Here is a 14,245-nt window from a genome sequence, read left to right on the forward strand (position 1 = left end):
TAGAACCCGCCCACCGCGTGCGGGGCCCTTTCGCGTCCCTGCCGGCCGCCGCCGGAGCGGAGATCTCCGCTCCGGGGTCGGGAACCGGACTACTTCAGCGCCCGCGCCAGCTCCGCCAGCTCCTCGTAGGAGGCGGTGCCGGTCAGCACCGTGGTGGCACTGCCGGTCTGTGCCGTGATCGCCCGCGCCTTCGGGCCCTGCACCCGCTCCCAGGCCTGCCCGGCGACGTCCTCGGTGCCGTCCGGCTTGCCGTCGGCCACCGTCGCCTTGAGCACGTCGGCACGCGCGATGTCGCTCTGCTCCACGGCCGCGTACTGGCCCGAGGGGGTGACGAAGCCCAGGTGCCAGGCGTTGCCCTTGCCGTTGTTGGTCGCCGCCGCGTTGTACGTCACCGAGGTGGCCCGCCACTTCGGCGACAGGCCCTCCGGGACGAGCAGCGGGTACGGTGCGGCGCGCTTGGCGGTGGCCGCGGCCACCCTGTAGTCGATCGGGCGCACCCCGTCGCCGTCCGCGTCGTGGGGCAGGAACAGGTACCCGACCCAGACCACGACGCCGACGGCCAGCATCGACAGGACCATGTCCCGTACGGTCTGCCGGCCCCTCATGCCCTTGCTCTCTCCAGCCACCCCCACATGGTGACTCATGCCGACGCGATCGCCCGCATCCGGGGTGGCCGCGTCGGGGCGCCGAGGGCGGGAGTCGCGCAGAAGCCGCCCCCCTCGGGCCGTGGAGGGACCCGCGCCACAGACAGTCATGTCGCGGGCAGATACGATCGCAACACCCTCACCACGGCGTTCGACCAGGCAGTAGTCGGGCGCTCACTGGCCGTCGCGTACAGAGAGGTAACGACGATGACCACGCAGTACCCGCACCATCTCCCCAGCTCCCTCGAGGTCGCACCCGAGGCTCCCGACCGGAACCTCGCGCTCGAACTCGTCCGGGTCACCGAGGCCGCGGCTCTCGCCGCCGGCCGCTGGGTCGGCCGTGGCGACAAGAACGGCGCCGACGGCGCCGCCGTCCGGGCCATGCGCACCCTCGTCTCCACCGTCTCGATGAACGGCGTCGTCGTCATCGGCGAGGGGGAGAAGGACGAAGCTCCGATGCTCTACAACGGCGAACGGGTCGGCGACGGCACCGGCGCCGAGTGCGATGTCGCGGTGGACCCCGTCGACGGCACCACCCTCACGGCCAAGGGCATGAACAACGCGGTCGCCGTCCTCGCCGTCGCCGACCGCGGCACCATGTTCGACCCGAGCGCCGTGTTCTACATGGACAAGCTGGTCACCGGGCCGGAGGCCGCCGACTTCGTCGACATCACCGCCCCGCCGGCCGTCAACATCCGCCGGGTCGCCAAGGCCAAGGGCATCGCCGTCGAGGACGTCACCGTCGTCGTCCTGGACCGCCCCCGCCACGAGGGCCTGATCCGGGACATCCGCGAGGCCGGCGCCCGGATCAAGTACATCTCCGACGGCGACGTCGCCGGCGCCATCATGGCCGCCCGCGAGGGCACCGGCGTAGACCTGCTCATGGGCATCGGCGGCACCCCCGAGGGCATCATCGCCGCCTGTGCGATGAAGTGCATGGGCGGTGTGATCCAGGGCCGGCTCTGGCCCAAGGACGACGCCGAGCGGCAGAAGGCCATCGACGCCGGGCACGACCTCGACCGGGTGCTCAGCACCGATGACCTGGTCAGCGGCGAGAACGTGTTCTTCGTCGCCACCGGGATCACCGACGGCGAGCTGCTGCGCGGTGTGCACTACCGCCAGGAGACCGCCACCACCAGCTCGCTGGTCATGCGCTCCAAGAGCGGCACCATCCGCGAGGTCCACGCCACCCACCGGCTGTCCAAGCTGCGGGCCTACAGCGCGATCGACTTCGACCGCGCCAACTGAACGACCCCGTGACCGGGCCGCCCACCGGCGGCCCGGGCCACGGCAGCGCCACGACGAACCCGCGGCCTCGGCGAAATCCCCCTTCGCCGAGGCCGCGGGCGTGTGCGTCTACGTGTGCGTGTGCGTACGTGCGTGTGTACGTGTGCGGGGCCCGCCGGGCGGGTGCCGACGCCCCCGTGACCCGGCACCGGGAGTCACCCCGCGATCCGGCCCCTCGCCCCCGGCACCCGGACCGGCTCGCACAGCTCGACGTCCCGCCGGCGGCGCCGCGCCAGCACCACCCGGCGCTCGGCCGCCGTCAGCCCGCCCCAGACCCCGTACGGCTCCGGCTGCGCCAGCGCGTGCTCCCGGCAGGCCAGCAGCACCGGGCAGCGGGCACACACCTGCTTCGCCTGCTCCTCGCGCGACAGCCGGGCCGCGGTCGGCTCCTTGGACGGCGCGAAGAACAGGCCCACCTCGTCCCGCCGGCAGGCCGCCGCGGTGTGCCACGGACTGTCCTCGCCCGCCGGCTGTGCCGGGGGCCGCTCCAGCAACTGCGCCGCGGCCACCGGCGAGGCGGCGGCGGACGGCCGTGCGACCGGCGACGGGGCGGCCGGCGACGGGACGGCGGACGAGGTGGTGCGGGACTCGATCGGATGCAGCACGGCCGTACTCCTGACGAGGCTCTCGGACACGGGGAAGCTCGCTCCCCTGCCCGGCTGCGGGGTCCCCGTTCACACCCGGGCCGGCCTCAGGCCGCCTCCGGTACGCAGCCGTACAAGAAGCGATGTGCCAGAGGAACTACCCCACGGCGCCGGGATTCATGCACACTGCACGCAACCGACTACAGCGTGCACCCGACACAACGACGAGTGCCCGGCCGGGAGTTGTCCCCGGCCGGGCACCGGACCGGCCGCCGAGCGGCGGAGTCCGTCGTTCCGAATGCCTCGCGGCGCCCGCCGGACCGTTCCGTCCGACCACCGGGCCCGCGGGCTCAGTCGGCGCCGAGCTGCTTGCGCACCCACTCCTTGAGCTTCTTGCCCCGGCGCGGCTTGGCCTCGCAACCACCGAACACCGCGGTGCCCTTGACCCGCACCACCGGCGCGTACGGGTCCGCCGCGGTCTGCTCCTTGACGTCGAAGCCACCGAAGATGCCGACGCCGCCGCCGTGCAGGCTGACGTTCTCCGGCACCTTGATCTCCACCCCGCCGAAGATCGCCACCACGTCGATCACCACCTCGGGCGACTCGAACACGGCGTCCGTCAGATCGATCTCGACCCCGCCGAAGATCGCCACCGCCCGCAGGGTGGAGCCCACCCGCCACCGGCCCTTGCGGGACGAGCCGCCGAAGACCGCCAGCATGGTCGGCGCCTCGTTGCGGGCCGGCAGCCGCACCGGGCCGTCCGGACGCGGGGCCGCCGCCGGATCGCCCAACGGCGGCTTCTCGAAGGAGATCCCGCTGTGCACCGGGAGGTCCCGGGTCAGCGGCACGAGGTCGCCCAGGGTCTTGGCCGCGTACGCCGCCTCGATCCGCTCGGCGTGCTCCTCGACGTCCAACCGCCCCTCGGCGTAGGCGTCGCGCAGCAGCTCCGCCACCCGTTCGCGGTCGGCGTCCGAGGCCCGGATCTCGGCCTCCGCCACCGGGGCGTGCTCGGGTCGCGCGGGCGGCGTCGCCGCAGGCTTGGTCATCGGTACGGCCCCCCGGCCCTGATCGTCCATCCGCTGGTCCTGCGGGTCCTTCGACGGCGAGTTCTCCACGGGCCCAGCCTAGTCAACCGGGCAAGACCCTTCCCCACCGGTGGGTGACCCCGGTCACGCAGGCTGACCTTCCCGCATGCGCGATTCGCGCGCGGCCTACCCTTGAGGGTGCTTTCGCCCTCCAGGGTGCTTCGCCGACGCAGCCGGAACACTGGCAACACTGGACATCTAAGGACCGCCCCCATGGCTCCCACGCCGGACTTCGAGTACAGCGACCTTCTCCCCCTGGGCGCTGACCCGACCCCCTACCGCAAGCTCACCTCCGAGGGTGTCTCCACCTTCGAGGCCGGCGGCCGGACCTTCCTCCAGGTCGAGCCCGAGGCCCTGCGGCTGCTCACCGCCGAGGCGATGCACGACATCTCGCACTACCTGCGCCCGGCCCACCTCGCCCAGCTGCGCCGCATCCTGGACGACCCCGAGGCCAGCCCCAACGACCGCTTCGTGGCGCTGGACCTGCTGAAGAACGTCAACATCTCGGCCGGCGGCATCCTGCCGATGTGCCAGGACACCGGCACCGCGATCGTGATGGGCAAGCGCGGCCAGAACGTGCTGACGGCCGGCGGCGACGAGTCCGCGATCGCGCGCGGGGTGTTCGACGCGTACACCAAGCTCAACCTGCGGTACTCCCAGATGGCCCCGGTGACCATGTGGGACGAGAAGAACACCGGCAACAACCTGCCGGCCCAGATCGAGCTGTACGCCACCGACGGCGACGCCTACAAGTTCCTGTTCATGGCCAAGGGCGGCGGCTCGGCCAACAAGTCGTACCTGTACCAGGAGACCAAGGCGATCCTGAACGAGGCCAGCATGCTCTCGTTCCTGGAGCAGAAGATCCGCTCGCTGGGCACCGCCGCCTGCCCGCCGTACCACCTGGCCATCGTGATCGGCGGCACCAGCGCCGAGTTCGCGCTGAAGACCGCCAAGTACGCCTCCGCGCACTACCTGGACCAGCTGCCGACCTCCGGCGACGCGAAGACCGGCCACGGCTTCCGGGACCTGGAGCTGGAGGCCAAGGTCACCGAGCTGACCCAGAAGATCGGCATCGGCGCCCAGTTCGGCGGCAAGTACTTCTGCCACGACGTGCGCGTGGTCCGGCTGCCCCGCCACGGCGCCTCGCTGCCCGTCGCGATGGCCGTCTCCTGCTCCGCCGACCGCCAGGCGCTGGGCAAGATCACCGCCGAGGGCGTCTTCCTGGAGCAGCTGGAGACCGACCCGGCGAAGTACCTGCCGGACACCACCGACGAGCACCTCGACGACGACGTGGTGCGGATCGACCTCGACCAGCCGATGTCCGCGATCCGCGCCGAGCTCTCCAAGTACCCGGTGAAGACCCGGCTCTCGCTCACCGGCACCCTGGTCGTCGCGCGCGACATCGCGCACGCCAAGATCAAGGAGCGCCTGGACGCCGGCGAGGGCATGCCCAAGTACCTCCAGGACCACCCGGTCTACTACGCCGGCCCGGCCAAGACCCCCGAGGGCTTCGCCTCCGGCTCCTTCGGCCCCACCACGGCCGGCCGGATGGACTCCTACGTCGACCAGTTCCAGGCCGCCGGCGGCTCCATGGTCATGCTCGCCAAGGGCAACCGCTCCAAGCAGGTCACCGACGCCTGCGCCGCGCACGGCGGCTTCTACCTCGGCTCCATCGGCGGTCCGGCGGCGCGGCTCGCCCAGGACTGCATCAAGAAGGTCGAGGTCCTGGAGTACGCCGAGCTGGGCATGGAGGCCGTCTGGCGGATCGAGGTCGAGGACTTCCCGGCGTTCATCGTGGTCGACGACAAGGGCAACGACTTCTTCCGCGAGACCACCGAGGGCCCGCTGATCACCAGCCTGCGGGTCCGCTCCAAGGAGTAGCGCGCAGCGGGGAGGGCCCGCCGCTCCCCGTCGCTCCCGCTGGACCCGCCGCCCCGGCCGCCGACCGCGTCCGGGGCGGTGGCGCGTCCGGGTCCGGGGCCGGGGCCGGGTCCGGGGCCGGGTATGCAGGCGTCAGGTGTCAGGCGTCAGGCGTCGAAGTCGTACTCCAGGACGTAGGAGGCCGCGTCCAGGATCATCTCGTTCAGCTCGACGACCTGGCCCTCGTCGGCGAAGGCGGTCCGGCAGATGAGGATCACCGGGGTGCCGGCGGAGAGCTCCAGCCGGACGGTCTCCTCGGCGGCCGGCATCCGGGAGCGGACCTCCTCGCGGAAGTGCACCGGCTTGGCGCCGATCTCGGCCAGCCGCGCGTAGGTGCCGCCCGGCCCGGTGTCCTCACGGGTGATGGCGGTACCGGCCACGAGTCCGGCGGGAAGGTAGGAGGTCGAGAGCAGCACCGGCTTGCCGTCCAGGACGAAGCGGCGGTGCCGCACGCACATCGGCTCGCCCGGGTCGACGCCGAGCACCCGGGCCACGTGCTCGGGCGCGCCCTGCTCGGTGACCGACACCTGGTCGACGACCAGGGTGCGGTTGTCGATGTCGGCCGACCATATCGACCGGCCCGAGCCCCACTGGCCCTGGGCGAGCCGTTGGATCCCGCGCCGGCGCAGCGGCCGGAAGTCCCGGACGAAGACGCCGGCCCCGCGGCGGGCCTCGGCGATGCCCTCGCTCTGCAGCACGCCGAGGGCCTGACGGGCGGTCATCCTGGCGACGCCGTAGACGTCCATGAGGTCGTTCTCGCCGGGCAACCGGTCGCCCGCCCGGTACTCGCCGGCGTCGATGGCCGCCTTCAGGGTGTCGGCGATCCGTTGGTACTTGGGCTGCTTCTCGCCGCTGCTGCTGCCGACCATCGCCTTCTCCCTCGTCCCTCTCGGAAATCGTAGGCGCGCCCGCGGCCGCCGGTAAGCCGATAGGACCGGCTGGACCGTTGACATCTCTAGAGATATTAGCTTCTCTAGAGATGCTGGGTAGTCGCCGAGCAGAGCCGAACCAAAAAGCCAAGCCACGACAGCGACCAGGGCCGGCCACCACCGTCGCCGCGCCCGCACCGGAGCAGCAAGGAGCAGCGCGGTGAGCATCCGAAAGCGCGCCGCCGCGGCCTACCGGCCGCGCGTGGGGGAATCCGTCCTCGACACCAGGACCGGACGCACCGGCATCTACATGGACACCATCGGCGGGGAGCACTACCTCCGCCCGCCCGAGGGCGGTTGCGAGTGGACCGCCCGCCCCGAACACGTCACCCCGGCCGGCCCGGCCGACGGCGGGAGCAGCGGCGCCGCCGACGCCGACCCGGCCGACCCCACCAGACCCGCCGGCCGCGCCGACCCGGCCCCGACCGCCCCCGCCCACGCGGCCTGACCCCTCACCCGGCGGGGCAAGCCCGACGGCGAGTTCCGGCCACCGGGCACGCGTGCGGGCCGCTCGCGGCCGGGGCGGGCGGGCCGTGGGGAGGGCTGTGGGGAGGGCTGTGGGGACATGTGCCGGAGGCAATTGCTGACATTCTCGGCAAAGACTCCGGTGACCGCGGCCGTACAACTCGTGAACGCGACAAGGGTGAGATCAACTCGTATACACATGGGCGGTTTCCGCCGATATCAGTGCCGAATTGGCACCGGGAATCCCATCCCGTGAAGCGAAGGGCCGCCGGCGGCCCGACGCACGAACGCCCCGCACCGCCGGTGGCGGGATGCGGGGCGCTCGGGTGGCGTGTGGAGCTACGGGTGACCGGCAATGATTCCGGCAGAGGCGCCGGTGGCGGTCACGAGGTAGCCGGTGGTCACCACGATCGTCGAGACGGCGACGATCGCGAGGCGACGGAAGTGCTTCACGGATGTTCCCCCCGGAACTGCTGATCGACGCGCTTACGGGTGCGCGGCGATGATGCCCTGCGGCTCGCGCTTCTGGCCGGGCTCGGCACCGTCGGCCTTCTCGGCCTCCACGATGTACTGGCCCTCGTCACCGAACTCGTCGTCCAGCAGGTCGGCCTTGTGGTCGGCGGTGGGCTCGGTGTACTCGGCCGGGTTCGGGGTCGCCGCGATCGCGCCCTCGACGGCCTGGCCGGCGACGGCCTCGACGGCCGGCTCGGTCGACACGGGGGTCGCGCTCTCGTTGTTGGCCATGGGCGGGCCGCCTTTCGGTCATCAAATGTCGTGTGCCCCACCGGCTCGGCGCGGGCACGGAGTCAGTATCGTAGGGTTGATTAAATGTCCGATAAACATCGTGCGGCTGACCGTGCCGTCCGGCAGAGTCGGCCCCCCGCCTAAGCTGAAGCCACCACAACGGCGGAACCGCCGAGCGCCCTACCGGGAAATCGACACCAGGCCATCGGGGGACTACATGGAGTTTCGGGAGACGCCGCCTGCTCCGGCGCTGCGCTTCCAGGTACTCGGTCCGGTCCAGGCCTGGCTCGACGGCAGGCAGCTCGCCCTCGGTTCCCCGCAGCAGCAGGCCGTCCTGACCATGCTCCTGCTGCACGCCGGCCGCCCGGTCACCACCCAGGACCTCGTCGACGGACTCTGGGGCGACCGGCCGCCCACCCAGGCCGTCGCGGCTCTGCGCACCTATGTCTCCCGGCTGCGCACGGTCATCGAACCCCGCCGCGAGGTGCGCCGTCCCGCCGAGTTCCTGGTCTCGGTCGCCGACGGCTACGCCCTGCACATCCCGGCCGAGGCCCTCGACGTCATCGTCTTCGAGAACCTCGCCGTCGAGGCCGCGACCGCACGCGGCGCCGGGGACCTGGACAACGCCCACCACCTGCTGGTCCGCTCGCTGGCGCTGTTCGCCGGCCGGCCGCTCACCGGCGTCCCCGGCCCGTACGCGGACTCCCAGCGGCAGCGGCTCGCCGAGCGCCAGGTGTCGGTGGCCGAGGAACGCTGCGCGGTCGCGCTGGACATCGGCCTGCACGCCGAGGTGGTCGGCGAACTGAACGCGCTCACCGCCGAACACCCACTGCGCGAGCGGCTGCGCGAACTCCTGATGCTCGCGCTGTACCGCTGCGGCCGGCAGGCGGAGGCGCTCGGCGTCTACACCGACACCCGGAAGCTGCTGATCGACGAGCTGGGTGTCGAACCGGGCACCGGCCTCTCCGCGATGCACTCCCGGATCCTCGCCGCGGACCCGGCACTGGTGCTCCCGGTGGCTCCCGCGCCAACGCCCGCCGCCCGGGAGGAGAACCCGGCGCCCCAGCCGGCCCCGGCCCAACTTCCTGCCGATGTCTCCGACTTCAGCGGCCGGGCGGAGATGGTGGCCGACCTCTCGGCCGTCCTGATGAGCGCCACCGGCCAGGCCGTGGTGGTCACTTCACTGGCCGGTATCGGCGGCGTCGGCAAGACGACCCTCGCCGTGCACGTCGCCCACCGGGTCCGCACGGAGTTCCCGGACGGGCAGCTCTACGTCGACCTCCGCGGCGCGGGCGCCTCACCGGCCGATCCCGCCATGGTGCTCGGCGACTTCCTGCACGCGCTCGGCGTCACCGAGAACCCCGACTCGCTGGAGCAGCGCGCCGCCCTCTACCGGTCACTGCTCGCCAGTCGACGGATGCTGATCCTGCTCGACAACGCCCAGGACGCCGAGCAGATCCGCCCGCTGATCCCCGGCGTCTCCAGCTGCGCGGTGCTCGCCACCAGCCGCTCCCGGCTGGCCGGCATCCCCGGCGCGCACCTGGTGGACGTCGAGGAGCTGACCCCGGAAGAGGCGCTGGCGCTCTTCTCCACGATCGTCGGCGAGCAGCGCGTCGCCGCCGAGCCCGAAGCCGCCATGGCCGTGGTGACCGCCTGCGGCTTCCTGCCGCTCGCGGTCCGCATCGCCGCCGCCCGGCTCGCCAGCCGCCCCCGGTGGAGCGTCTCCGACCTGGCCCGTCGGTTAGCCGATCAACGGCGGCGCCTGGACGAGCTCCAACTCGGCAACCTCGCCGTGGAGACCACCATCGGGCTCGGGTACGGACAGCTGTCCCCCACCGAGGCCCGGGCCTTTCGCCTGCTCGCGCTGATCGACTCGCCCGACTTCCCGCTGGCTGCGGCCGCCGCGCTGCTGGGCACCGACGAGCGGACGGCCGAGGACGTCGCCGAGGCGCTCGTCGAGGCCAACATGCTGGAGTGCTTCACCCCGGGGCGCTACCGGTACCACGACCTGCTGCGGCTCTACGCCCAGCGCCAGAACGAACGGGTCGGCGACACGGAGCAGCAGAACGCGGCGGTGCGGCGACTGCTGAACCTGCTGCTGCCCACCATGTACAACGCCGCCCGGGCGATCGAACCCGACGACCAGCTGCCCGAGCCGCTGAGTCCGCCGGACGGCCCCGGACTGCCGCTGCCGACGAGCGACGCCGCCCGGGAGTGGCTCCGGTCCGAGAACGCCGTCCTGCTCAGCTCGGTGGAGACCGCGGTCTGCGGGCCGAGCGAGCTGCGACGGCCGGCGGTGGACCTGCTGATCCTGCTGTACAGCCTCGGCGCCGACCCCACCCAGGGCCCCCGGGTCCGCTCGATCCTGGAAGTGGCGGACCGCAACGCCCAGCTGACCGACGACACCGCCGGACTCGCGCGGGTGCACTTCGCGATCGGCACCCTGCAGTCCGTCACCAATGACTTCCAGGGCGCCGAGCGGTCCCTGCGACGGAGCCTGGAGTTCCAGACCAGCGGCGACATGACGGTCCTTCGATCCGCCGCCACCAACACCCTCGGCATCATCCTCAGCATCGGCAACCGCCCCGCCGAGGCGCTGCCGTTCTTCGAACAGGCACTCGCGATCAGCCGGGTGGTCGGTGCGCCGATCGGCGAGGCCAGGCTCATCAGCAACATCGCCCGCGTCCAGCAACGGCTGGGGATGACCGAGGTCGCCGTCAGTTCCGCCAGCGAGGCGGTGGCGGCCGCGCGGGCCTCCAAGAACGGACCGTGCCTGGCCGACACGCTCTACCAGCTCGGCGTCGTCCTCGCGTCCGGCGAGGCGGTCGACCATCTGCGGGAAGCGCACAAGCTGTACCAGGCCCAGCAGAACCCGCTCTGGGAGGGCTACACCCTCGCCCGGCTCTCCTCCTCGCTGCTCGCCGCCGGCCAGCAGGCCGAGGCGGCGGAGACGGCCGAGGAGTCGCTCGCGATCGGGCTGGAGATGGACTCCGCCTACTGCCAGGGCCTGGCGAACGCCGCGCTGGGCGAGGCGTTGCTCGGCCTCGCCCAGCCGGCACGCGGACTGGCGTGCCTGCGCGAGGCGCACGCCGTCTTCACGCGGCTCGGTGTGCCCGAGGCCTCCCCCGTGGCGGACCTCATCTCCCAGCAGCACACCGAGCCCTTCCCTCCCCCCGCGCCGTAGGACCCCGTTCCCCCGTACTTCCCCCCTGGGGTCCTCCCCGTGAGCGTTCGGTGCTCCCGCAGCCCCCCGGCTGCGGGAGCACCTTCAACGCTTCCCCGGCGCTGGACTCCACTGTGCACCGCGCCGATTGACGTTCGATAAACGTCGGATTGTCAGCCCTCGGACCGACATCGCCGCAGGTCAGCGGGGTCGAATCCGCTCACCGTACGGCGTGCGCGCCCCGGACGCACCACCTCCGCCCGCGCCCCGTGCTTCCGGGGAGGGGGGGTACCGTCGGCCAACCGCCACGAGTTGGCCGAAAACGGACCCCATGGCGGAGTGATCACGCATATTCTCGGATTCCAGTACACACACAAGTGCACTTCTCCGGTGGAGCATCCGGCAAAAGGCAGCGCGGCGGCGCTCCCGCAGTGCAGAGTGTCCCTGTGCAAAGAGTCTGTGCAAAGTGTCAGAGTGCAGTCAGCGTGGCAATGCAGTCAGTGTGACGCGGGGAGCGTGACGTACCGCCACCGGCAGCGGGCCGGCGGGGCAGCGCGGGCGCCGGGAGGACACGGCGGTCCTGCCTCGCGCCTCGACCGGCCGACCGGAGGCCCGGCCGAAAGGTGCCTCTCAATCGTGACGACCGGACAGATATCGGATCCGTTCCCCATCGACGAGGACGCGGGCGGCGGTCCCGACGTCCTGCGCCGCCGGGCCGCGCGCGCCCTGCAGGCGGTCGCCTTCGACACGATCGGCACCGGTTACGCGGAGGCGTTCCCCTCCAAACACGGCCAGCTGGCCTGCGGGCGCCGGCTGCTGTCCCGGCTGGAGCCGGGCGCCGCGGTGCTGGACGTCGGCTGCGGCAGCGGCGAGCCGACCGTCCGCCAGCTGGTCGCGGCCGGGGCGCGGGTCACCGCCGTCGACCTGTCGGACGTCATGCTGACCCTGGCCCGGGAGGCCGACCTCCCCGGCCCGCACCCGCCGGCCCTGCACCGCATCGACATGTACGACCTCGCGACCGAACGCGCCGACTCGGCCTGGAACCTGCCGGAGCTCGGGCCCGCCGGGCGGGGCACCTTCGACGCCGTCACCGCGTTCTTCTCCCTGATCCTCCTCCCCCAGGACGAGATCCCGACCGTGCTGGCCCGGCTGCGCGCCCTGCTGCGGCCCGGCGGACTGCTGGCGCTGGGTATGGTCGAGGCGGACCTGGACCACGTTCCGCTGCCCTTCCTCGGGCGGGAGCTGCGGATCAGCGGGTACCTGCGGGAGGATCTCGAACGGGTCCTGCTGGACGCCGGGTTCGTGATCGAGGAGCAGGAGGGGCGTCCGTACGCGCCGGCCAGCACCACTCTGCCGCCGGAGGAGCAGCTCTTCCTCCGCTGTCGGCGGGTCGGCTGACGGCCGGTCGGCACCCGCCGGACCCCGGCGGCGCCGGCGGACCGGAGCAGGACCGCACACCCCAGAGCAGCAACAGGCCCCAGACCGTACCGATCCCAGGACAGGCACCCGTGCGCGACCAGCTCAAACCCGAGGCCGGACAGCCGCCTGCCCTGCCGATCCCGCGCCGACCGCCGTCACCCCCGCCACCACCGGCCCCGGCCGGGTCCCCGCAGCCGGAGCAGCCGGAGCAGCAGGACCGGCAGGACCGGCCGCCGGACCGGGTCGCCGAACGCCTCGCCTACCTCGACTCCGCGACCCGGCGGATCAACAGCGCGCTCGACCTGGCCGCCACCCTGCGCAACGTCGGCCGGGTGCTGGTCCCCGCCCTCGCCGACGCCGCCGTCGTCCACCTGCGCGACCCGCTGCCCAACGTCGAACGCGAGCCCGGCTTCCCCGAGCAGCTGCGGATCCACCACAGCCAGGGCACCCGGCTGGGCCGCCGCGGCCGCCCGGCCGGCGACGACGGGCGCGACCGTTACGGGGACCGCTACGGCAGCCGGTACGGCGCGCGCTCCACCGCCGACACCGGCCCGGCCACCCCGGTCACCCGCGGCGGCGCGCTCGCGCACACCCTGCTCAGCCGGCGGCCCGCCGAACCGGTCGTGCTCGGCTCCGCCGAGGACAGCGGCAGCGCCCGCACCACCGAGCTGCTGCGCGAGCTGTACGGCGCCCGGGGCCTGGCCAGGCTCAGCCCCGGCACCTCGGTGCTCGCCCTGCCGCTGCGCGGCCGCAAGGCCGTGCTCGGACTGCTGGTGCTGATCCGGCGCCCGGAGGAGAAGAGCGGCCGGCCCGGCTTCGACGCCGCCGACACCGCGACCGCCACCCACCTCGCCACCCAGGCCGGGCTGGCCGTGGACACCGCGCTGCGGTACGCCCGCGAGTGGGAGATAGCCAACGAGCTCCAGCGCAGCATGCTGCCGCTGCGGCTGCCCCAGCCGCACGGCGTCCGGCTCGCCCAGCGCTACCTGCCCGGCGAGCGCGGCGCCCAGGTCGGCGGCGACTGGTACGACGCGGTGCCGCTGCCCGGCAACCGGGTGGCACTGATCGTCGGCGACGTGATGGGCCACTCGCTCACCTCGGCCGCCATCATGGGCCAGCTGCGCACCAGCGCGCAGACCCTGGCCGCCCTCGACCTGCCGCCGCACGAGGTGCTCTACCACCTGGACGAGCAGGCCCAGCGGCTCGGCCGCGAACAGCACCTGGCGACCTGCGTCTACGCCGTCTACGACCCGATCGCCAACCGGGTGGTGCTCGCCAACGCCGGGCACGTGCCGCCGGTGCTCGTCCAGCCGGACGGCACGGCCGAGCTGCTCGACCTGGAGGCGGGGGCGCCGATCGGCGTCGGCGGCGTGGACTTCTCCTCCGTCGAACTGCCCGCGCCGCCGGGATCGGCCCTGCTGCTGTTCACCGACGGTCTGGTGGAGACCCGCAGCCGCCCGCTCAGCGACGGTCTCGAGCTGCTCCGCGCCCGGCTCTCGGGCACCCTGCGGCACGCGCCCGAGCACCTCTGCCAGGAGGCGCTGCGGATCCTGCCGCCGGGCGACCGGGGCGACGACATCGCCCTGCTGGCCGCCTGCTTCGACGGCATCCCGGCCGGGGACGTCGCGCACTGGTACCTCCAGCCGCGCAACGAGACGCCGGGGCGGGCGCGCCGGCTGGCCGCGCACACCCTGCGCCGCTGGGGGCTGGAGGAACTGACCGAGGCGACCGAGCTGATGGTCAGCGAGCTGGTCACCAACGCCGTCCAGCACGCTACCCGCCCGGTGACGCTGAGCCTGGTCCGCACCACCCGGCTGCGCTGCGAGGTCGGGGACGACAGCCCGCTGCTGCCCCGGCCGCGCCGGACCGGGCCGGAGGACGAGCGAGGACGGGGCCTGCAGATCGTGGCCCGGTGCGCCGAACGCTGGGGCGCGACCCGGCTGGGCACGGGCAAGGTGGTCTGGTTCGAGCAGCGGCTGCCGTAGGACTCGCGGCCGAGCGGAGG

Annotated in this window: 11 protein-coding genes; 6 read left to right on the forward strand and 5 right to left on the reverse strand. The window is 72.9% G+C overall.

The genetic code is table 11. The annotated features are described in order from the left end of the window. Positions 1–89: 89 nt before the first annotated feature. Positions 90–626, reverse strand: coding sequence for a DUF4245 domain-containing protein (locus BI06_RS18435; protein WP_233290183.1), 537 nt, complete (start codon positions 624–626; stop codon positions 90–92). A gap of 225 nt (positions 627–851) precedes the next feature. On the opposite strand from BI06_RS18435, the gene glpX reads away from it, so the two are divergent. Next, the gene (glpX, locus tag BI06_RS18440) at positions 852–1,892 is read left to right on the forward strand and encodes a class II fructose-bisphosphatase (RefSeq protein WP_030397094.1); all 1,041 of its coding nucleotides are present in this window, start codon (positions 852–854) and stop codon (positions 1,890–1,892) included. Between the two features lie 194 nt (positions 1,893–2,086). Here the strand turns inward: glpX and BI06_RS18445 are convergent, their stop codons facing one another. Further along, positions 2,087–2,440, reverse strand: a complete 354-nt coding sequence (locus tag BI06_RS18445; RefSeq protein WP_030397093.1) for a WhiB family transcriptional regulator — start codon at positions 2,438–2,440, stop codon at positions 2,087–2,089. A gap of 425 nt (positions 2,441–2,865) precedes the next feature. After that, positions 2,866–3,591: a DUF1707 domain-containing protein gene (locus BI06_RS18450; RefSeq protein WP_030397092.1), complete on the reverse strand. Its 726-nt coding sequence runs from the start codon at positions 3,589–3,591 to the stop codon at positions 2,866–2,868. Between the two features lie 222 nt (positions 3,592–3,813). Here BI06_RS18450 and BI06_RS18455 point away from each other — a divergent pair, with 222 nt between their 5' ends. Continuing rightward, positions 3,814–5,481 (forward strand): fumarate hydratase, encoded by a 1,668-nt coding sequence (locus tag BI06_RS18455; RefSeq protein ID WP_030397091.1) that lies wholly within the window; start codon positions 3,814–3,816, stop codon positions 5,479–5,481. Positions 5,482–5,627: 146 nt separating this feature from the next. On the opposite strand, the gene BI06_RS18460 is transcribed toward BI06_RS18455, so the two are convergent. Further along, positions 5,628–6,389, reverse strand: coding sequence for a GntR family transcriptional regulator (locus tag BI06_RS18460; protein WP_030397090.1), 762 nt, complete (start codon positions 6,387–6,389; stop codon positions 5,628–5,630). Between the two features lie 220 nt (positions 6,390–6,609). Between BI06_RS18460 and BI06_RS18465 the strand changes: the two genes are divergently transcribed. Then, positions 6,610–6,897: a hypothetical protein gene (locus BI06_RS18465; protein WP_037781924.1), complete on the forward strand. Its 288-nt coding sequence runs from the start codon at positions 6,610–6,612 to the stop codon at positions 6,895–6,897. A 503-nt stretch (positions 6,898–7,400) separates the two neighbouring features. Here the strand turns inward: BI06_RS18465 and BI06_RS50890 are convergent. Next, positions 7,401–7,658, reverse strand: coding sequence for a hypothetical protein (locus BI06_RS50890; RefSeq protein WP_030397089.1), 258 nt, complete (start codon positions 7,656–7,658; stop codon positions 7,401–7,403). A 217-nt stretch (positions 7,659–7,875) separates the two neighbouring features. On the opposite strand from BI06_RS50890, the gene BI06_RS18475 reads away from it, so the two are divergent. From BI06_RS18475 to BI06_RS18485, 3 genes are all read left to right on the forward strand, one after another. After that, positions 7,876–10,842: an AfsR/SARP family transcriptional regulator gene (locus BI06_RS18475; protein WP_051741234.1), complete on the forward strand. Its 2,967-nt coding sequence runs from the start codon at positions 7,876–7,878 to the stop codon at positions 10,840–10,842. Between the two features lie 648 nt (positions 10,843–11,490). Next, positions 11,491–12,219 (forward strand): class I SAM-dependent methyltransferase, encoded by a 729-nt coding sequence (locus BI06_RS18480; RefSeq protein ID WP_051741404.1) that lies wholly within the window; start codon positions 11,491–11,493, stop codon positions 12,217–12,219. Between the two features lie 110 nt (positions 12,220–12,329). After that, a complete protein-coding gene (locus BI06_RS18485) occupies positions 12,330–14,225 on the forward strand; it encodes a SpoIIE family protein phosphatase (protein ID WP_082558533.1) in 1,896 nt (631 codons plus the stop codon). The last annotated feature ends 20 nt before the right edge of the window (positions 14,226–14,245 follow it).

This window comes from Kitasatospora sp. MBT66, assembly GCF_000710405.2.
GTDB classification, from domain to species: Bacteria; Actinomycetota; Actinomycetes; order Streptomycetales; family Streptomycetaceae; genus Kitasatospora; species Kitasatospora purpeofusca.